The organism is Maridesulfovibrio sp. FT414 (assembly GCF_050916235.1).
Taxonomy (GTDB): Bacteria; Desulfobacterota; Desulfovibrionia; order Desulfovibrionales; family Desulfovibrionaceae; genus Maridesulfovibrio.
In genome coordinates this window covers 1,410,403-1,429,714 of record NZ_CP104854.1, presented here as the reverse complement: position 1 = coordinate 1,429,714, position 19,312 = coordinate 1,410,403, and the positions used below count along the sequence as shown (strand labels likewise).

Here is a 19,312-nt window from a genome sequence, read left to right as displayed (position 1 = left end):
TACTCCAACGGAGGAGATGGACATATGTCCGAATCGAAAAACAGCACGCATTTAATCAATGCAGATTCTTTGAGAGATAAGAGGTTCTCAGGCTGGAAGAGGCTGGCTCTGTGGCTGGGCGCAGCAGTTGTTCTCGTATCTGCTTTGTGGCTCTTTGATGAAGAAGAAACCGTTGTGGAATACAAGACCCACATTGTGCGTCCGGGAAACTTTACCATCAATGTCGCGGCCAGCGGAACTCTTCAGCCCAGAACCACCGTTAAAGTCGGATGTGAGATTTCGGGGGTACTTGAGACGATAAACAAGGATTATAATGACATAGTCCGCAAGGGGGAGGTTATCGCCAGGCTCAAGAGTGACGAGCTTGAAGCCAAGGCCATGCAGCTCAAGGCTGCCGTGGAGGCTTCGGAAGCACGTATCCTGAGGGCTGATGCTGTCCTTGTAGAAAAACGAAACGAATATAGAAGGATGATGAGTCTGCGGGATAAGAAGGCTGTTTCCCAGAAGGACGCAGACAGTGCAGCTGTTGCCATGAACATTGCCGTCGCCGAGCTGGCTGTTGCCAGAGCGGAGGTCAGGCAGGCTAAGGCAAACTTAAGTGAGGCCGAAACCAACTTGAGGAAGGCGGATATTGTTTCTCCCATAGACGGTCTGGTGCTGACCAGACATGTTGAGCGTGGTCAGACTGTTTCAACAAACCTGCAGACTCCGGACCTTTTCTCCATTGCTGCCGGGCTGCAGCAGATGCGTCTTGAGCTCAATATCGATGAAGCCGATGTAGGGCGGGTCACTCATGGGCAGTGTGCCGTTTTTACAGTGGATGCATATCTCGGACGAAATTTCACAGGCGTACTGGAAAAGTTGCGCTTTGCTCCGCAAAGGGTTCAGGGAGTAGTTACCTATGTTGGTGTGTTCGCTGTTGAGAATGAAGATCTTGCCTTGCGTCCGGGTATGACTGCATCGGCCAGAATTGAGATTGCGGCGGTTCGGGACAGTCTCGTGGTGCCTAACAGCGCCCTGCGTTTCCGTCCAGAAGATAAAGGATATGCCGAGTCCGAAAATGCTGCAGTCGGCAGCGTCTGGGTTATGCGCGGAGGAAAGCCTGAACTTGCTGAAATTACAAAAGGTGGAACCAACGGACGCTTCACCGAAGTTGTCGGGGGAGGACTTACCAGCGGTGATGAGGTTGTCCTCTCAAGGGTTCAGCCCGAACCCGACAGCAGCTTTGTCTTAAGCTTTTAACAATGGCGGCAAGATGATCGAACTCAGAGGGATAAGCAGGGTTATGACACCGGGGGCGCGCAGGTCCGGGCTTTGGACGGAGTGGACATGTTCATCGAGCAGGGTGAATTTGTCGCCGTCATGGGTACTTCCGGATCAGGCAAGTCAACTACGATGAATATTCTTGGGTGCCTGGATGATCCTACCACGGGCAGTTACCTTTTTCACGGGCTGGAAGTGACTGATTTGAAACGCAATGAGAAAGCTCGTCTGCGCAGGCGTTATCTGGGCTTTGTCTTTCAGGGGTTCAACCTGCTCAGTAGGACCACTGCGGTGGAGAATGTTGAGCTGCCGCTGATTTATCGCGGGCTGGACAGGAAGCAGAGGCGTAAGATGGCATATGCTGCGTTGGACAAAGTCGGTCTTTCCGACCGTGCACTTCATACCACCACCGAGATGTCCGGTGGGCAGCAGCAGCGGGTCGCCATTGCCCGGGCCATTGTATCAAGCCCGCTTCTGCTGCTGGCCGACGAACCTACCGGAAACCTTGATTCAACCCGCAGTACTGAAATTATGGAGCTGTTAACCCATCTTCAAAGAGAGCAGGGAATAACCGTCGTCATGGTAACCCATGAGCCTGAAATGGCTCTCTGGGCTTCGCGGACAATCGAGTTTCGGGATGGGCGGATAATTCAGGAGAGTTGCTGATGTTCCTGCAGGCGGTGTCGCTTTCATTTCGGGCTCTGTGGCGCAACAAATTGCGGTCATGTCTTACTGTGCTCGGTATAGTCATTGGTGTAAGTTCCGTGATTGCTGTGGTTGTTCTCGGTCAGGGAGCCAGCCGGAAACTTACGGGCGAAGTCTCAAGTCTTGGCAGCAATATGATTATCCTGACTCCTGAGGAAGAGGATGGAGTTGGCTTTGCTGGCGAAACAACCAACATAGTCCCGTTCAAGAATGCGGATGTGGAGACTTTGAAACGCGAGTTTCCTGATTGCGCCGGGGTAGCCCCGGTCTCAGAAGCCGCTGTTGTAGCTGTTTTCGGAAGCGAGAACAGCAGAACTGCTGTTACCGGGACGGAGAGCAGCTACTTTTCAATACGGAAATGGGACGTAAGTGCTGGGCGCGTGTTTTCGGCTCAGGAGGAACGATGCGGCAAACCGGTCTGCGTTATCGGCGAGAAACTTGCCAGAACTCTTTTCAAGTCCGGTGATCCGATCGGAGCTTCTTTAAGGGTCGACCGTTTTGCTTATACAGTGGTCGGGGTGCTAAAATCCAAGGGCGGTTCAATGGTTGGCAAGGAACAGGATGATGTCATTCTGGTGCCTATGAAAGTTTTCCAGCGCAGAATTTCCGGTAAGAAGGACGTGGATATAATTTTGATAGGATGTGCTACTGGGCAGGATTCCGGCAGCGTGAAGCAACTGGTCCGGGAAGTTATGAGGGAGCGCAGGCCTGTTCCACCGGGGCAGTCAAACAGCTTCACCATCGAGGATATGAAGGAAATTCTGCGTACCATCAAAAAGCAGACAAGCATTTTCACCGCATTCATAAGTGCCATTGCCGCCATAAGTCTGCTTGTCGGCGGTATAGGTATCATGAATATCATGCTGGTCTCCGTCACCGAACGAACCAGAGAGATAGGCATCCGCATGGCTGTTGGGGCACAGGAAGGCGATATTCTAAGCCAGTTTCTTGTTGAGGCGGTCGTGCTTTCTCTTTTCGGCGGGTTAACCGGGTTGCTGCTTGGCCTTGGTATTCCGTTTTTTGTTACCCGTTACATGAGCCTTCCATTTGTGGTTGATCTGCGGGTTGTTGCAGCAAGTGTTCTTTTTTCCGGTCTGGTAGGTGTTGTCTTCGGTTATTTTCCTGCTCGTCGCGCCGCCCGTATGAATCCGATTGATGCCTTGAGACATGAATGATCAGCCAGCTGTCCGTTCATAGAATAGCATGAAGAAAAAGCCCCGCAGTCCTGAGACAGCGGGGCTTTTTATAGTTTGAACTGAAGCCGTGATTTTATTCTTTGGCTTTTTTCTTGGGCGGCTTTACTTTGCCTGTCTGCTCCATCATTTCGCGTTTTGCGGAAGGAGCACGGTGTACAGGTTTCATGTAAAGGCTGCCGGTGGGGCAGTGGTCCACGCAGATGGAACAGTATACACAGGCGAAAGGATCGCAGGTCCAGGTGCCGGTGCCGCTGTCTTTATCCTTGGTGACGGTGATGCACTGTGAAGGGCATTTCATCTCGCATTTTTTGCAGAAGATGCACTCGTCGATGTTGTTGAACAGTTCACCTCTGTAGCGTTCAAAGGGCTCACGCTTTTCAATTGGGTACATGCGTGTGGAGCTCTTGGACAGGAGGTTCTTGAGAACAGTGGGAGTCATGTTAAGCATGTCTCGGCCTCCTAGCGTTCCGTGCAGCTGATGCACGGGTCGATTGACAGAATGATAACCGGAACATCAGCAAGTTCACATTTCGGAAGCATTGCCAGAAGCGGCGGAATGTTCGCGAATGTTGGTGTTCTGATGCGGACCCTGTCAAGGAACTTCTTGCCGCTGCCCTTGATGTAGTAGAGACATTCTCCACGGGGCTGTTCGACTCGGGTAATTATTTCGCCTTCAGGGTTGCCCTTTACCGGGGCTGCGAGATCACCTTGCGGAAGTCCTGCAATGGCCTGTCTTACCAGGTCTGCAGACTGCAGGGTTTCGCGGAAACGGACGGTGGAACGTGCGTAGCAGTCGCCGTCGGGTTCGGTAATGGGTTCGAAGTCGATTTTGTCAAATGCTGCGTACTTGAGCAGACGCATGTCGGAAGCAACGCCGCTGCCGCGCAGGGTGGGCCCTGCTGCTCCGAGGTCGTAAGCCTGTTCTTTGGTAAGAACGCCCACGCCCTTGGTGCGTGCGCACACGGTGTAGTCATTGAGAATGGTGTTCTGGATTTCCTTGATTTCCTTTTCACAGGCATCAACCTCGGAAAGAATCCAGGAGCACATTTCAGGAGTGAGATCCTGGCGAACACCACCAACGATGTTGATGGAAGTGATTACGCGGCTTCCTGTGGTTGCTTCGTTGAGGTCCATGATGCGCTCACGGATGCGCCAGAACTGCATGAACAGGGCTTCGAAGCCGAAGGCATCGGCAAAGAGACCCAGCCAGAGCAGGTGGCTGTGCATGCGGTGCAGTTCAGACCAGATGGTGCGGAGGTATTTTGCTCTTTCGGGAACTTCGATTCCCATGATTCCCTCAATGCCCTGACAGTAGCACATGGAGTGGATGTTGGAGCAGATGCCGCATACACGCTCAACAATCTGGATCATCTGGTGATAATCGCGGATCTCGGCGAGTTTTTCCAATCCTCTGTGAACATATCCGAGAGCGGGAATGGCCTCCTGTACGATCTCGTCTTCCACGACAAGCTTCACATGCAGCGGCTCCGGAAGAACCGGATGCTGCGGACCGAAAGGTATGATGGTACGTGCCATAATTTACCCTATAGTTGTTATCGTCTTGGTTTTCATCCGGGAAGACGAGTTATTTTTTCGGGGTCATCGCCTTTGTGTTGTTACACATGGGGATGATGGTTACTTCATCGTCAAGATACAGCTTGCGGCCGAAGTCGAGAACCAGACCTTCGAAGGAAAGTCCGAACTGGTCCTGAAGTTCGTTTTCGATGAGCAGAGCTGCAAAGTACACACTGCTGACGCTGGGGACAGGCTTGTCCATATCCGCGGTCAGACGCAGGTTGGTGAGCACTTCATTCTTGTCGAAGTGGTAGATTATATCCACTTTCCCTTCACCTATGTCGGTGCAGGAGAAAGTGACGAGACGCTGCCCGTCGCTTTTCATTTTGGATACTTCGCCGACCAGGCCTTCCAGAGTTATTGCTTTCTGATTTTCAATCACGTTGTTACCCCTCGTAATGTTTAGCCTTTGAGGCTTTCAAACTTGGCAAGGGCAGTGACCACGCCGTCGATGATAGCTTCGGGCTTGGCAGGGCAGCCGGGTACGTAGACGTCCACGGGGATGACCTTGTCCACGCCGCCGAGTACGTTATAGCACTCACGGAAAACACCGCCGGAAAGACCGCATGCGCCGATGGCGATTACGCCTTTGGGGTCGGGCATCTGATCGTATATATTGCGCAGTACTTTTGCGTTCCGGTGGTTCACGGTTCCGGTTACCAGCAGCACGTCTGCATGTTTGGGGTTACCCACGTTGACAACGCCGAAACGTTCAACGTCGTACAGCGGTGTCAGGCATGCCAGAACTTCGATATCGCAGCCGTTACAGCTTCCGCAGTCAAAGTGCATGATCCACGGAGATTTGGCGCGTGAATTTTCAATGAATTTCTTGAACATAAGCTTAACCTGCGTACAGCCAGATGAGGTTGACGAAAGACATGGCCAGACCGATGCTCCATACGTATTTCAGCATCCAGCGCCAGGTCATGCGCGCCATAGTGTTGTCAATGATCAGCTCTGCAAAGTAGGTGGAAACGAGCAGGAGTACGCAACCTACAAGGCTGGTGTGCCAGAAAAGGGCACACACGCCGAGAATGAAGATGGTCTCATACCAGTGGGCGATCTCAACGAGGCCGAGGTAAGGACCGGAGAACTCGGTCAGAACACCTTTGACCAGCTCCTGGTGCCCGTGGTGGGAGGTGGAGAAGTCAAAGGGTGATTTTCTCAGTTTAATGGTCAGGGCATAACCCAGAACTACAAACATGAGCGGAAGCTGAATCAGCAGGGGCTGACCGTAGTTGAGGATTTCATCGATTCTGAAGCTGCCGGTAACCATGAAGATGGAGGCGAAAACCAGAATGATGAGAGGTTCGTAGGTAAGAACCTGAATAAGCTCACGCTGAGCACCGACCTGGCTGTAAGGGGAAGGAGTGGAAAGACCACCCATAACCAGGAATACAGCACCGATTGCCTGAACAAAGAAGATCAGGAGCAGGTCGGACTGAGCAAAGAGCAGAGCAACGGACAGGGCTGCGGCGATGAGGTAAACCCATGCGCAGAAAACCTGCCAGAAGTTGTTGATAACTTTTTCCTTACCGAACAGTTTGGCCACATCGTAGAAGGGCTGCATGATCGGAGGACCGAAGCGGGACTGCAGGCGCGCGGTTATGCGTCTGTCTAGACCGGCAATGAATCCGCCCAGAACAGGGGCGATGACGAGGCCGAGAATCATAAGAATTATGGTTTTCATTACAGAGCCCCTCCCAGCATGAGAACGATGAGAGCCAGAGCAGCGAAGTTGACCCACAGGGTGAGCTTTTCTTCACCGAAGAACTCTTTCATGTAGTAGTTGCTGGCCTTGAGTTCGACGTGTCCGTTCATGGGACCGATGAAGGACTGAACTCCGGTTTCAGGTACGTTGGCACCACACATGTAAGTCTGGGAAGACTTGTTGCTGGCAGCTTTTTTGGTCTCAATCCAGGAGTAGATGAATGCAGCAGCCAGAACGATGAAGAGCGGGTAAACTGCAAACACACCCATGGGTGAGCTGAACACACCGGCGGTGATCTCGAAGGTCTTGCCGATCAGCGGCTCAAGGAGCTTGCTGTAGATGACCGGGGAGAACAGAGACAGACCAACGGCAATACAGGCAAGAGCGGTAAGGGTGAATCTGGTCAGCACGCTCTGGGATTCGGGTACAACCTTGTCGCGCAGAGGAGCGGTGAGCAGAATACCTGCCCAGCGTGCCCAGAAGACCAGGGACACCGCACTGCCCAGTGCGAGCATGGTGATAACGAACATGTCACCGGATGCGGACTCAATGGCCATCCACTTGCCGAGCAGTACGCCGAACGGGGGCAGCAGCATGGTCAGAACGCCGACGATGGTGATGATCGCGGTGCGGGGCATCTTAAGGTAGAGGCCGTGCATATCTTCAAGGTCGCGGCTGCCGATGCCGTGTTCGATTGTGCCGACGCACAGGAAGAGCAGAGCCTTGGAAGCTGCGTGGAAGATGATCAGGATGATGGCTGCAGTGATGGACCATGAAGTGTTGAGACCGGCACAGCAGATGATCAGACCGAGGTTACTGATTGTAGAGTAAGCAAGAATCTTCTTGCCGTTGCTCTGGCTGACCGCAATGGCGGCGCAGGCCAGGAAGGTGAAGGCGCCGCAGAGTGCAATGCCCTGGCTGAGGAAGGTTCCTGCGTAGGCAGGAGAGAGTCTCAGCACGATGTATACGCCTGCTTTAACCATGGTGGCGGAGTGAAGCAGTGCGGAAACAGGAGTGGGAGCAACCATTGCGCCGAGCAGCCAGCTCTGGAAGGGAACCTGTGCTGCCTTGGTGAAACCGGCAAGAACAATCAGGCCGAGGGGAGCGAGCATTGCTCCGCCCATGGAGCCGGACTGGATGATGACCTGCAGGTCAAGAGAACCGGTTTCTGCGTAGGCCCAGATAATTCCGAAGACGAAAACCATACCGCCGAGTGCGTTCATCCACAGGGCGCGGGTGGCGTTCTTGACTGCGATAGCTGTCTGATCATGCCCGATGAGCATGAAGGAACAGAAGGTAGTCACTTCGAAGAAGAAGTAGAGCCAGAGAATGTTGTTGGAAAGTACCAGCCCGTTCATTGCTCCGAGGAACAGAACGAGGAAGAAAAAGAACTGCGGCTGGCGTGATTTCACCAGATGCAGGTGCTCTTCGTGTTCTTTCATGTAAGGGATCGCGAAGAAGCAGATCAGCGAACCGATTACAGAAATTACCGCAACCATGATCAGGGAGAGGCTGTCCGCAAAGAAAGCGGGAGTCTCAACTGCATGGTCGAGGATGAACAGTTCAAAAACTGCCAGCGGGATGATCTGAAGCAATACAAATACTTTGATCAGCTGGTTTTTGAGTTTGAATGCAAAATAGAGCATTACGAAAAGCAGGGCAAAATCCGCCAGGGTAACGAGAGAATCCCAGCTGATTCCTACTACGGTACCTGGAGAATAGGTAAATGATCCCTGCCCGAGAAGGGCAAAGGATGCAGCGGCAAGACATACTCCTGTTGCAAGTACGATCAGGGATCTGATCGAGCTTACACGCAGGAAGTAGCAGCCGATGGCAGCCACCAAGGGCAACAAGATGGCTATAACGAGCATCATGGGCAACATACGGACCTCACTGTAACGCGATGTTGTGCCAGATTTAGAAAAACATACCTCAGCCGTGTTAACTTTTTTGAAATCGTGCAACGCTTGAAAATGTTTCACTAATTTCAATGTAAGCGTAGAAATTTGTCTTCAAAAAATGAAGAAAAGTCAATAGCTATTTGAGATTATGTGCGTTGATGGACTTATAGATTATCCTGATGAAGGGCTGTTGTTATGTGAAAAATGTAACCAGCACGTTTGGTGTTAGTGAGGAAAGCTATTGTTAATCACGTTTTTTCAAGATAAAAAACTATTGTTATGATCAGTATGAGTAATGGACCGTTGCGAATCGCAGCCGTAATGTTTGTGCTGCTTATACTCCCGCTTGCTGGTGGATGCGGAAAAAGTCCTGTTGCCCTGCATTATACAGGTTACAACGAACAGTTGCCGGCAAGTGGATCGCGTATTGCTCACGCAGTTGTCCAGAGTGCCCGGGCGCAGATCGGAAAGCCGTATAAATGGGGCGGAGCCTCTCCCTCCGAGGGATTCGATTGTTCCGGGCTTGTCTGGTGGGCCTACCATCGGCATGGGGTGAAACTGCCAAGGGTTTCATGGCAGCAGGCTGAAGCCGGACGCCCAGTCCATCTGAGCCGCATCTCAGCGGGCGACATAGTTTTTTTCAGAATTCCCGGTCAGGATAAGAGTCTGCATACCGGTATTTATTCCGGGGAAGGGTCTTTTTTCATCCATAGCCCCAAGAGCGGGCATGTGGTGAGGGAAGAGTCCATGGATAAAGCATACTGGCGCAAATATTATATCGGGGCACGAAGGGTGCTTTGAAAGTGAAGGCAATAAAAAAAGGGAGCTTCTTAGTGAAACTCCCTTTTTTACTTGTGCGAGATCAGTAAAATTTACTGGACTGTGCTGCAGGTGGGGGGCTGAATGTGGGACCCGCCCTGGGCATTGTTCAGTCGCTGTACATAGTTGATGACTTCATCCTGGGTGCGCCAGCCTTCGTAGAGCTCTTTCCAGTCGTCGAAAGTCATAACTTCGGATTCAAGGTAGGACTCGTGTCCCTTGATCCAGAGGTTGAACATGTACATTCCCAGCTTGAAATCTTTGGAGTCGAACACCTTGGGCACGATTTTGTCGGTGTATTTTGTTCCGTCGAAACGGGCGCCGATGAAGGAGCAGACAGTATTCATGGATTTCTGCTGGTCGATTTCCTCGTTGTTGAGCATGTCCACGAGGCCTTTGAAATTGGGGTAGTCCTTTTCGATCTTTTCACAGACTTCTTCAGGTACTTTGACCATGAGCTTATTGTCTTCTTCGAAGATGAAATAGAATCTGATCCAATGGTCGAACATGAATACTTCGGATATATCTTCGACAGCTCTTGTAAACGCTTTGTTTGCTTGGGGCTTTTTCATGATTTCTCCTCACAGGCTTTTGGCCGTGGCCGGATTGTACCGCCGTCGGCAGGAAGATATTTATATGGGCATGTTAAGGAGTGCCGTCAAGGGGGAATTTTAAGCAAATTTTGAAAATGTTTTTCATTTTAGATAGTTAAATTGTGAAAAAAATATTTATCTTGAATTGCCGCTAGTTAAAAAGTGTTTGCTTATCCCCTTTACAATCAGGTATGGTTTGGGGTAATGACATCTGCTTTGCAGCATATAATCGTGCAGCAAGTACGAAAAATCATATCAGGAGGTCCTCCAAATGGGTAGGCACAAAAAGATTGAAAGACAGAAAGAACTTCAGCGTAAACGCCATCGCAGAGCCAAAAGAGTAAAGGCTCGTATCGCAGAAGCCAAGGCTGCTGCAGCCAGCTAAGTTTTTTTGCTGTACCGTTTCGGCCTTCGTGCAGTGAGCTTTCTTGCTGCTTTCATAGCGGAGCTGATTCGGAACAGATCCCTCATATTTCAGGGACAGGTGTCGCCAGCCTCTTTGTTTGAAGAGGCGTGGCGTGCCTTTTTTATTGGAGGGTTTTATGCCGATTTATGAATACCAATGTCATGAATGTCAGCAGATTTTTGAAGAATGGCAGACAACCTTTGAGGACAAGGAGCTGGAATGCCCTGTATGCGGTGGTAAGGCCACCAAGGTTCTTTCCAACTCTTCTTTTGTTCTGAAAGGCGGAGGCTGGTATTCTTCCGGATACTGTAAAACCGATTCTGCTGCAGGAAAAACCGGAAACTCAAGCCCGGCGGGCAGTGGTTCCGGATCTTCCGACTCTGCGAGTTCCACCTCGAAGAGTTCCGACAGTGCAGCCAGCTAGCTGCTTAAAGAACAGACGGCCCGGTGCATCCCGGGCCGTCTGTTTTTTTTGCTGTTCATTGCCTCCAATTGCCCTGAGTCTTGTCCCGGGCCAGACTTTGTAATATGCTGGCCTCCGTTATGCTCCATCAGAATTTTCATTATAAAAACAATTAACCGGAATTGGTAAAATGATTGAAAGATATACCCGTCCCGCCATGGGTGAACTGTGGACTCTGGAAAACCGTTTCAGAGTTTGGCTTGAGGTTGAAATAGCTATCTGTGAAGCCTGGCACAGGCTGGGCCGTATTCCTGCTGAGGATATGCAGATTATTCGTGAGAAGGCTGACTTTGAGCTGGACCGTATCCTTGAAATCGAAGAGAAGACCAAGCACGATGTGATTGCCTTCCTTACTGCCGTGGAAGAGAAGGTCGGACCTTCCTCCCGTTTCATCCATCTCGGCTGCACCTCTTCCGATATTGTTGATACAGCAAACGGCGTGCTGCTCAGCCGTGCCGGCAAGATGATCCTGCAGGATCTTGATGAGTTTCTGGAAACCATCAAGGAAATGGCTAACACCCATAAGGGTCGCATGTGCATGGGGCGCACCCATGGAATCCATGCAGAGCCCACCAGCTTCGGCCTGAAGATGGCAGGTTTTTATGCTGAATTCTCCCGTCATCGCGAACGCCTTGTCCATGCGGTTGACGGCGTAAGCGTCGGCAAGATTTCCGGCGCTGTCGGAACCTACGCCATGCTTGACCCGGAAGTTGAAAAGATCACCTGCGAACTGCTGGAACTCAATGTGGACCCCATTTCCACCCAGATCATCCAGCGTGACCGTCACGCAGCTTTCTTCACCGCGCTGGGTCTTCTCGGCGGCGGAATCGAGCGCCTCGGCGTAGAGCTGCGTCATCTGCAGCGCACTGAAGTTCTCGAAGTTGAGGAAGGATTCAGCAAGGGTCAGAAAGGCTCTTCTGCCATGCCCCACAAGAAGAACCCCATTTCCGCAGAAAACCTCTCCGGACTTTCCAGACTGCTGCGCACCAACGGCCTCGTCTCCATGGAGAACATGCCTCTCTGGCACGAGCGCGACATCAGCCACTCTTCTGTTGAACGCGTGATCATGCCGGACTCCACCATCCTGGCTGACTATATTCTGAGCCGCATGAACGGCGTTCTCAGCCGCCTCAAGGTCAACGGCGATAACATGGATCGAAACCTCATGGGTTCCTACGGTCTTTTTTACTCCCAGCGTGTGCTGCTGGCTCTTGTCGATACCGGCATGGAAAGACAGAAGGCATACGAAATGGTGCAGAAAGTTGCTATGCATTGTTGGGAAAACAAAGTGTCCTTCCCGGATGAAGTCCGTAAGGACGCCGATATCTCAGCCCGCCTTGATGTATCCGCATTGGATGAGGCCTTCGATCTTGGTTACTATACCAGATATGAGGACATGATCTTCAGGCGTGTTTTCGGTGAATAGTTCTGATTTTTTTGTTTTTAGCTAGTAATTACGCTCGGTTCGGCTATTATGGCCGGGCCGGGCGTTCTGTTTTGCAGGATGCTTATTTTCGTGTTAGTGTCGCCGAAATTATTGTTCCGGGCGAATTTATTGCGGGTATAGTTGGGCGGTGCAGTTCTTTTCTGTTTTTTTGTGCCGAAGAAATGTATTTCCAGCTCGCATGATTGATATAGGGGTCACATTTAGCCACAGTCTTAGCAGATGTTTTTAATATCGTCGTTTTGTATTTTTGAGCGATGGAGTTTCGGTCTCGGTATGATGCAGTTTTTGAGATTGTTTCTGGCGGTGTTCTTCCTTGTTGCCGGGTTGTCCTCCCTGTGTTTTGCGCAGGGCTGGCAGCCGGTGCTTGAATCGACAGCTCTGTTGCCTGAGTTTATGGTGGCTGTGGATAAGGGCTCCCAGAAATTGCATATGCTTGTGCATCAGAGTCCGCTCCATGCTGAAGTCTCCTTTTCCTGCGCCACCGGTCAGGCGTCTGGCGACAAGGTTTCCGAAGGGGATCTGAAAACTCCGGAAGGGGTTTATTTTACCACCGGTAAAAGAACCGGGCTGACGGATTTCGAGCTCTACGGAACCATGGCCTTTCCTCTTGATTTTCCCAATCCTGTCGACCGCATAAAGGGTAAGACCGGCTACGGGATATGGATACACGGTCGTGGCAAGAAGCTGCTGCCCAGAGATACCAAGGGCTGCGTTGCTCTGGTAAATGAAGACATCAGTGTTCTTGATTCCCGAGTTAAGCCGGGGACACCCGTGGTTATCGGGGAGACCCTGTCCTGGAGCGGTGCTTCAGGACAACAGCCGGCGGAATCTGAAGAACTGGAGAAACTGGTCCGCAAGTGGGCCGCCGACTGGGAGAACAGGGATAATGCTTTTTTTGATGCGTATTCCCCGGAGCTCTTTACTAAGTCTGACGACAGCTCCTTCAAGAATTTCCGTAAGCGTAAGAAACGTATTTTTTCTTCCACTGACTGGATTGATATTGAACTGTACAATATAAAGGCTCTTCCCGGGCCCGATTACTGGGTGACCTGGTTTGACCAGTATTATCGAAGCGGCAGGCTGTCTTCGTCCACGTCCAAACGTCTGTACTGGCAGAAGATCGATGGAAAATGGAAAATTGTCGGGCGTGAGTACGGACCGGCCATATCCTCTCTCAAGGGGCGTTATCTGGATAGTAAGCGTCCGGAGGTGAAGGCTTTCCTTGAAAGGTGGCGTAGCGAGTGGCTGGCCGCTGATCTTGCCGAGTATATTTCCTTTTATGATTCCATGGCGAGTCAGGGCCGAAGACGCGGAGTCAGCGCTATCGGTGAAAGCAAGAAGCGTATCTGGGAAAACCGCAAGCCTGCGACACTTGAGTTCGGCAGTTTCGAGCTGGCAGAACATCCTCTGGGGTTGGAGGTAGGGTTCCTCCAGAACTATTCTGATGTCTCAGGGTACAGCGACAAGGGGTTTAAGAAACTGGTCATACGTCCTCAGGGGGACAGCTGGCTGATCGTTGACGAACAATGGAGAAAGCTCTGATGGGCACCAAGTACAATGTCCTTTTCATGCGTGATGATGACACGGTCAAACGTTACAGGCTCAGTCCGTTCTGGTTGAGGATGCTTTTCTGGTTTGTTGTTCTGCTTGCCGCTTGTGCAGGAAGCGGTGCCTGGGCAGGGTACACTTTCTGGACCCAGAATGTGCATTTGAAGCAGGAGAAGATGGACCTTCAGAAACGTCTCAGCGATGCTTCCGTTCAATTGGAGCGTCTTGAAAACGTAAACAAGATCCTTGATTCCTACGACCCTAACGATATTCAGTCCATGCTGGCTGCCGTACCTGTCGAGGAAAAAAAGGTTGAAGCCGGAGAACCTGGCGTGGATCTCAAAAAGCTGCTGGCTTTCAAGAACCTGATGCGGGCCGGGGTAGAGAATGTAAAGCTCCGGAAAACCGGGCGGTCCATGACCCTGAGCTTTGACCTCAATAATCTTCAGACTTCTACAGCTTTGAGCGGCGAAGCTTTTGTTGAGCTGATTGAAAACAGTGGAAGGGGTCTCGCGATCAAGAGCAATCCCGAGGATATGGAATTCCATATTCAGCGATTCAAGGTGGTCAGGACCAGGTTTTCTCTTCCGGCAGGGCTTGAGCCGGAGGAGCTCTACGGTATCCGCCTGTTTATATCTACCAAGCAGGATGAGTTGATCTTCAGTGAAGTCTATCCTTTGTCGCGCATTCTTAATTAGCTTCATAGTTTTAAGCCTCAGCAGTCCGGCAACGGCTCAGCAGGCGCGTAGCTATACTTTTTTTCAGGGAACGCAATATCCGTTGCGGGTGACCTGGGTCTTCGGCGACGAACCGGGACCGACCATAATGGTCCAGGGCGGAATTCAGGGCGACGAGCTGTCCGGGTTCTTTACCGCGCAACTGCTGACCAGATGTACTCTGCGCAAGGGTAACCTGATCATTGTCCCCCGGGCAAACGAGCCGTCCATCCTGCGTCGGGCCCGCCAGATCAATGTGGATCTCAACCGCAGGTTCGATAAGGAATACAACAGCTTCTATGAGGACCGTCTGGCCAGAGCCATTCGTTTCCTTATCGGAAGGGCCGACGGTTTCATCCATCTGCACGAGGGTAGCGGTTTTTACAGTCCCAAGTACGTAAACAATCTGCGAAATCCCAATCGTTACGGCCAGTCGCTCATCATTGATGCAGCTGTTTACAAGGATCTCCATCTGGCAGGCATGTGCCAGCGGGCCATTGACCGCCTTAACGGGGATATTGCCAACAAATCCTACTGGTTCAATCTTTTCAATACAGATACCTTCGACAGGGCCACCCATTATCCGGAGATGCTCAAATCCCTCACCTGCTACGCGCTGGTGGAGAGGGGAATTCCGGCCATGGCTGTGGAGGTCAGCAAGGACATCATGGATCTTGAATGGAAGGTCCGGCAGCAGCTGCGGGCTACCCACTACCTGCTGGAAGAGTTCGGTCTTGTTCTTGATATTCCTGAATTTTCATTTCCAGAGTCCGGAACTCCTTCCGGGCTTGAAATTTCCGTTAACGGACGTCCCCTGAACGGGCGCAGTGTGGATCTTGTCCGCGGCGCACCGGTCCTGACCTCCGGGGCCGGCAAGGCTGTTACCGATTCCGCTCTGGAACCCGCTCTTGCTGTTTTCGCCAGTGACCGCCCTAATCTCAACCTCCTTACTGCCCCGCGAATGGCCCTTTCTACTTTCCCGGCTCTTGAAGTGAGCCTTGACGGAAGCAGAATGGCTACCGCCAAAGTGCGCTGGCAGGGATCAAAAAACGATCTCCCCGAGCCAAGCGGCCCTGTATTTCTGTGCTGGTTGAATGGACAGCCGTGTTTTGTAAATGAGAACGACACGCTCATGGCTGTGGAAGGGGATCAGTTGATTCTGGAAGGCGTTCTGGGCAGTTCAATTGAAGAAATTTTGAATCTGAAAGGATTCGTAGCCTCTGTCGTCTCCAACAGCGGTCAGGATGTCGGGCACGAAATTATTGCCGATCCGTCTAATTTCATGGATAAGTATAGGGAGGAAGGCGCTGATGGACTCTCCCGCTACAGGATTGTACGCGAGACTCCCGGAAAACGGCGTGCCGAGTTCTTTCTTGCGATCATTCCGCGCAGGGTAAAGGCAGTAGAGCTTGTTTCCGAGCATGGAGAAACCCGGCTGCTGAACTGGAAAGACGGCGGGGTTCATGAATTGGCCTCCTCTTCCTACAGGCTGGAGGATGTCTGGAGTAACGGCGATCTAAGCAAGGTACAGCCGTTCATTGATAATATCCCGGTTTCGTGGGGGGAACAGTTCCGACTGGAACCTGAGCAGGAGCTGCTGCTTACTCTGCGCCATTCCACCACATTTGACCGAATCGGAAGCGTTACCATCCGGGGCAGAAACTACCTGCAGACGTCCATGAATTGAGAATTGAACCGGAGTGCTGGAGTCCCAAAGGAGTTTGATCATGGAACCGGAATTCGATACCTGTTTTGTAAATCTGCCCCTGCGGTATATTTATACCACTCCGGAGTATCTTGATTTTTTTATCGAGAACAGGATACAGCCCGAACTGGGACTGGACTGCATGGGGGACGAATGCCTGAGTATGGACTGGCTTATTCTCATCAGGGACAGACTTGATGAAGCAGGGTTGAAATGTACTGTCCATCTTCCTTTTCTTGATCTGAAACCGGCGAGCCTCAACCCGGCTATCCGCATGGCCTCAATCGACACCCTGTGTGCAGCATTCGAGGTGGCAAAGTTTTTTTCACCCCAGCGGATGGTTCTGCATCCTTCATTCACATCCTGGCTCGAAAAGCCTCTTTTCGAGCGCTCCTATGCCAATTGCCTTGAAGGGATAAGACGGTTGAGCAATTCATGGCCTGAGCATCCGCCCCTTTGCCTTGAAAATACCTATGAATACGATCCGGCACCGCTGGTGCGGCTGGTCGCAGATCTCGGACGGGACAATATCGGTATCTGTTTTGACTTAGGGCACTGGTATTCTTTTGCCAAGGGAGCAGAGAATGGTGATTTTGATCTCTGGTTCGATTCGTTCGCTCCATACATCAGGCACATGCATCTGCATGACAATCATGGCGGCAAGGACGAGCACCTTGCCATAGGGCAGGGCTCAATGAATTGGGATCATATTGTGTCGCGAATCAGTGAGCTCGACCCGCTCCCGACCATTACCCTGGAGCCTCATAACAAAGACGATTTCGAGATAAGCTACGAGTTCTTCAGAACAAGGGTCGCGCCGCGCATTTTCGGGTGATCAGGTCAAGTGACGCCGTGAATGTCCCGATATAAACTGGAAGGCGAGGAATATAGCCCAACTGCCTTATCGTGTAACAATTTTTAGCATGTAAAAAGAGAATCCCCCACGCAACCCTGCCGGATTACGTGGGGGATTCTCTTTTTACTTCCGCCGAGAGCCGGTTTTCTGCTCCAGTCGTCCCGGTCATCCTGCTCAGAAGGAGTCAAGCTTATTAAAAGTCAGACGGCTTAATGGACAGGGAAATACGTTTCCTTTCCTGATCCACTTCCATAACCTTTACTTTCACGGGCTGGCCCGGATGGACGACTTCCGCCGGGTCACGGATGAACCTGTCTGCAAGGCGGCTGACATGGACCAGTCCGTCCTGATGCACTCCCACATCAACAAAGGCTCCAAATGCAGTCACGTTGGTGACGATTCCGTTCAGGATCATACCCTGTCTGAGGTCGCGCACTTCCTTGACCGAATCGTCAAAGCTGACTGTTTCAAACTCCCGGCGCGGATCGCGTCCCGGTTTTTCAAGTTCCTTCATGATGTCTTCAAGAGTGGGAAGCCCGAGGTCTTCAGAAACATATTTTTCAATCTTTATCTCCCGGCGCAGATCAGACGATGAAATCAGGTCGGCGACAGAGGCTTTGAGGTCTTTGGCCATGCTGGTGACGGTCTTGTACCGCTCCGGATGAACCGCAGTGGAATCCAGCGGGTTCTTTGCACCGCGGATACGCAGGAATCCGGCGCACTGTTCGTATACCTTCGGGCCGAGGCGGGGGACTTTGAGCAGGTCCTTTCGTTCGGCAAAGGGTCCGTTTTCGTCCCGGTAACTGATGATGTTTTTCGCCAGAACCGGCCCAAGGCCGGATACATACTGCAGCAATCTGGCACTGGCTGTATTCAGTTCAACACCGACCATGTTTACGCAGGATTCTACCACCCGGCCTAGACTCTCAGCCAATCCTTTCTGGTCAACATCGTGCTGGTACTGCCCGACACCGATGGATTTGGGATCTATCTTGACCAGCTCCGCAAGAGGGTCCATCAGCCTGCGGCCAATGGAAACCGCGCCACGCACGGTAATGTCGTGGTCAGGGAATTCCTCGCGGGCTATCTCGGAGGCAGAATATACCGACGCCCCGGACTCGTTGACCATGATCACGTTTATCGAGTTATCCAGTCCCAGTTCCTTGATGAATTGTTCCGTTTCACGTCCGGCAGTTCCGTTGCCTATGGCAATGGCTTCAATGCGGTGCTTTTCCACCAGCTGTCGCACCTTTTGGGCGGCCTCCGCTTTTTTGCCTTCGGATGTAACCGGGTAGATGGTGTCGTTGACAAGCAGGGTTCCCTGTTCATCAAGGCAGACCAGTTTGGCCCCGGTCCTGAAACCGGGATCAAGGGCCATGATCCGCTTGCCCCCAAGTGGCGGAGAAAGGAGTATTTCACGCAGGTTGGAGGCGAAAACACGTATGGCTTCGGATTCGGCCTTTTCAAGAAGAACTCCACGGAGCTCCGTTTCCATCTGGGGAGCCAGAAGTCTTTTGTAGCTGTCTGTTGCAGCTTTCTCCACTTCCTCGGAAGCAGGGGAACCGGACCGGACCAGCTTGCGGTGCAGGATATCAATGCCTTCCTCCTCATCCGGGCGGATGGAGACCTTGAGGAATTTGTCCCGCTCACCCCTGAACAAAGCAAGGATTCTGTGTCCGGCGGCTCTTCCGGCAGGTTCGCGCCAATCGAACCAATCACGGAACTTGGCTGCTTTTTCCTTGTTCTCGTCGGCAAGTGCAGCCTTGGTCGCCTTGGATTCAATCACGGCCTTTCTTTCAAACAGAGAGCGTACCGCCTCACGTGAGGCAGTGTTTTCTGAAATTTTTTCGGCGATTATATCCCGTGCCCCGGCCAGTGCATCCTCAATGGATTCTACGCCTTTGTCCTTGTCTACGAACTGGACGGCTTCCTTAACTGGGTCGCACTTCTGGGCAAAAATCCGGTAGGCCAGCGGCTCAAGACCCTTCTGCACAGCAGCCTGTCCACGGGTTTTTCGTTTTGGTTTGTAGGGCAGGTAAAGGTCTTCCAGCTCACGCATGGTTGCTGCAGCATCTATCTTCACCCTGAGCCCTTCATCCAGTTTGCCCTGTTCCTCAATAGACTTGATGATAGTCTCTCTGCGTTTGTCCAATTCCTTGAGTTTCTCGTATAGGTCGCTGACAGCGGAAACCTTGACTTCGTCGAGGCTGCCGGTTGCTTCCTTCCGATAACGGGAAATAAACGGAATGGTGGCTCCTTCATCAAGCAGGGATACCACGGCTTTTACATTTTTCAGGGGGATATTGAGTTCGTTGGATATACGGTAGTGATTGTCGGAATTCATATTGTGTGGGATGTGTTTGAAATTAAAATCCGGCCTTCAGGATCGAAGACCGGATATATCGTTT

18 protein-coding genes are annotated in these 19,312 nt (G+C 51.7%); 10 read left to right on the top strand and 8 right to left on the bottom strand.

The features are described from left to right. Positions 1-24: 24 nt before the first annotated feature. The 3 genes from N7E73_RS06315 (at position 25) to N7E73_RS06305 (ending at position 3,143) form a co-directional block, all read left to right on the top strand. Complete coding sequence (locus N7E73_RS06315) at positions 25-1,242, top strand: efflux RND transporter periplasmic adaptor subunit (RefSeq protein WP_432738193.1); 1,218 nt, start codon at positions 25-27, stop codon at positions 1,240-1,242. Between the two features lie 87 nt (positions 1,243-1,329). Beyond that, a complete protein-coding gene (locus N7E73_RS06310) occupies positions 1,330-1,929 on the top strand; it encodes an ABC transporter ATP-binding protein (RefSeq protein ID WP_432738192.1) in 600 nt (199 codons plus the stop codon). Further along, the gene (locus tag N7E73_RS06305; protein WP_432738191.1) at positions 1,929-3,143 is read left to right on the top strand and encodes an ABC transporter permease; all 1,215 of its coding nucleotides are present in this window, start codon (positions 1,929-1,931) and stop codon (positions 3,141-3,143) included. Before N7E73_RS06310 ends, N7E73_RS06305 begins: the two co-directional genes overlap by 1 nt. A 94-nt stretch (positions 3,144-3,237) precedes the next feature. On the opposite strand, the gene N7E73_RS06300 is transcribed toward N7E73_RS06305, so the two are convergent. Genes N7E73_RS06300 through N7E73_RS06275 form a run of 6 tightly spaced genes read right to left on the bottom strand, consistent with a single transcriptional unit; the run spans position 3,238 to position 8,333 of the window. After that, positions 3,238-3,612: a 4Fe-4S dicluster domain-containing protein gene (locus tag N7E73_RS06300; protein ID WP_432738190.1), complete on the bottom strand. Its 375-nt coding sequence runs from the start codon at positions 3,610-3,612 to the stop codon at positions 3,238-3,240. A gap of 11 nt (positions 3,613-3,623) precedes the next feature. Further along, entirely contained in the window at positions 3,624-4,700 is a 1,077-nt protein-coding gene (locus N7E73_RS06295) for a nickel-dependent hydrogenase large subunit (RefSeq protein WP_432738189.1), read from the bottom strand. A 49-nt stretch (positions 4,701-4,749) separates the two neighbouring features. After that, positions 4,750-5,121 (bottom strand): NADH-quinone oxidoreductase subunit C, encoded by a 372-nt coding sequence (locus N7E73_RS06290; protein ID WP_432738188.1) that lies wholly within the window; start codon positions 5,119-5,121, stop codon positions 4,750-4,752. A 20-nt stretch (positions 5,122-5,141) separates the two neighbouring features. Beyond that, positions 5,142-5,576 carry an NADH-quinone oxidoreductase subunit B family protein gene (locus tag N7E73_RS06285; RefSeq protein WP_432738187.1) on the bottom strand — a complete coding sequence of 145 codons (435 nt, stop codon included), beginning with the start codon at positions 5,574-5,576 and terminating at the stop codon, positions 5,142-5,144. A gap of 4 nt (positions 5,577-5,580) precedes the next feature. Continuing rightward, on the bottom strand, positions 5,581-6,429 hold the full coding sequence (locus N7E73_RS06280; RefSeq protein WP_432738186.1) for a respiratory chain complex I subunit 1 family protein: 849 nt from the start codon (positions 6,427-6,429) through the stop codon (positions 5,581-5,583). Further along, positions 6,429-8,333 carry an NADH-quinone oxidoreductase subunit 5 family protein gene (locus N7E73_RS06275; protein WP_432738185.1) on the bottom strand — a complete coding sequence of 635 codons (1,905 nt, stop codon included), beginning with the start codon at positions 8,331-8,333 and terminating at the stop codon, positions 6,429-6,431. The genes N7E73_RS06280 and N7E73_RS06275 overlap by 1 nt, the downstream gene beginning before the upstream one ends. Positions 8,334-8,672: 339 nt before the next feature. Here N7E73_RS06275 and N7E73_RS06270 point away from each other — a divergent pair, with 339 nt between their 5' ends. Continuing rightward, positions 8,673-9,152: a C40 family peptidase gene (locus N7E73_RS06270; RefSeq protein WP_432738184.1), complete on the top strand. Its 480-nt coding sequence runs from the start codon at positions 8,673-8,675 to the stop codon at positions 9,150-9,152. A gap of 71 nt (positions 9,153-9,223) precedes the next feature. Here the strand turns inward: N7E73_RS06270 and N7E73_RS06265 are convergent, their stop codons facing one another. Next, positions 9,224-9,742, bottom strand: coding sequence for a hypothetical protein (locus N7E73_RS06265; protein WP_432738183.1), 519 nt, complete (start codon positions 9,740-9,742; stop codon positions 9,224-9,226). A 563-nt stretch (positions 9,743-10,305) separates the two neighbouring features. On the opposite strand from N7E73_RS06265, the gene N7E73_RS06260 reads away from it, so the two are divergent. The 6 genes from N7E73_RS06260 to N7E73_RS06235 all read left to right on the top strand — a co-directional run bounded on the left by N7E73_RS06260 (position 10,306) and on the right by N7E73_RS06235 (position 16,883). Beyond that, on the top strand, positions 10,306-10,593 hold the full coding sequence (locus N7E73_RS06260) for an FmdB family zinc ribbon protein (protein ID WP_432738181.1): 288 nt from the start codon (positions 10,306-10,308) through the stop codon (positions 10,591-10,593). A 169-nt stretch (positions 10,594-10,762) separates the two neighbouring features. Next, the gene (purB, locus tag N7E73_RS06255) at positions 10,763-12,058 is read left to right on the top strand and encodes an adenylosuccinate lyase (RefSeq protein WP_432738180.1); all 1,296 of its coding nucleotides are present in this window, start codon (positions 10,763-10,765) and stop codon (positions 12,056-12,058) included. A 294-nt stretch (positions 12,059-12,352) separates the two neighbouring features. Further along, on the top strand, positions 12,353-13,621 hold the full coding sequence (locus tag N7E73_RS06250; RefSeq protein WP_432738179.1) for a L,D-transpeptidase Cds6 family protein: 1,269 nt from the start codon (positions 12,353-12,355) through the stop codon (positions 13,619-13,621). Continuing rightward, entirely contained in the window at positions 13,621-14,325 is a 705-nt protein-coding gene (locus N7E73_RS06245; protein ID WP_432738178.1) for a hypothetical protein, read from the top strand. Before N7E73_RS06250 ends, N7E73_RS06245 begins: the two co-directional genes overlap by 1 nt. A gap of 88 nt (positions 14,326-14,413) precedes the next feature. Continuing rightward, positions 14,414-16,030 carry a M99 family carboxypeptidase catalytic domain-containing protein gene (locus tag N7E73_RS06240; RefSeq protein WP_432738845.1) on the top strand — a complete coding sequence of 539 codons (1,617 nt, stop codon included), beginning with the start codon at positions 14,414-14,416 and terminating at the stop codon, positions 16,028-16,030. Positions 16,031-16,070: 40 nt separating this feature from the next. Further along, a complete protein-coding gene (locus N7E73_RS06235; RefSeq protein WP_432738177.1) occupies positions 16,071-16,883 on the top strand; it encodes a sugar phosphate isomerase/epimerase family protein in 813 nt (270 codons plus the stop codon). Positions 16,884-17,097: 214 nt separating this feature from the next. Here N7E73_RS06235 and N7E73_RS06230 read toward each other — a convergent pair whose 3' ends face one another. Next, complete coding sequence (locus N7E73_RS06230; protein ID WP_432738176.1) at positions 17,098-19,248, bottom strand: Tex family protein; 2,151 nt, start codon at positions 19,246-19,248, stop codon at positions 17,098-17,100. Positions 19,249-19,312 lie beyond the last annotated feature (64 nt).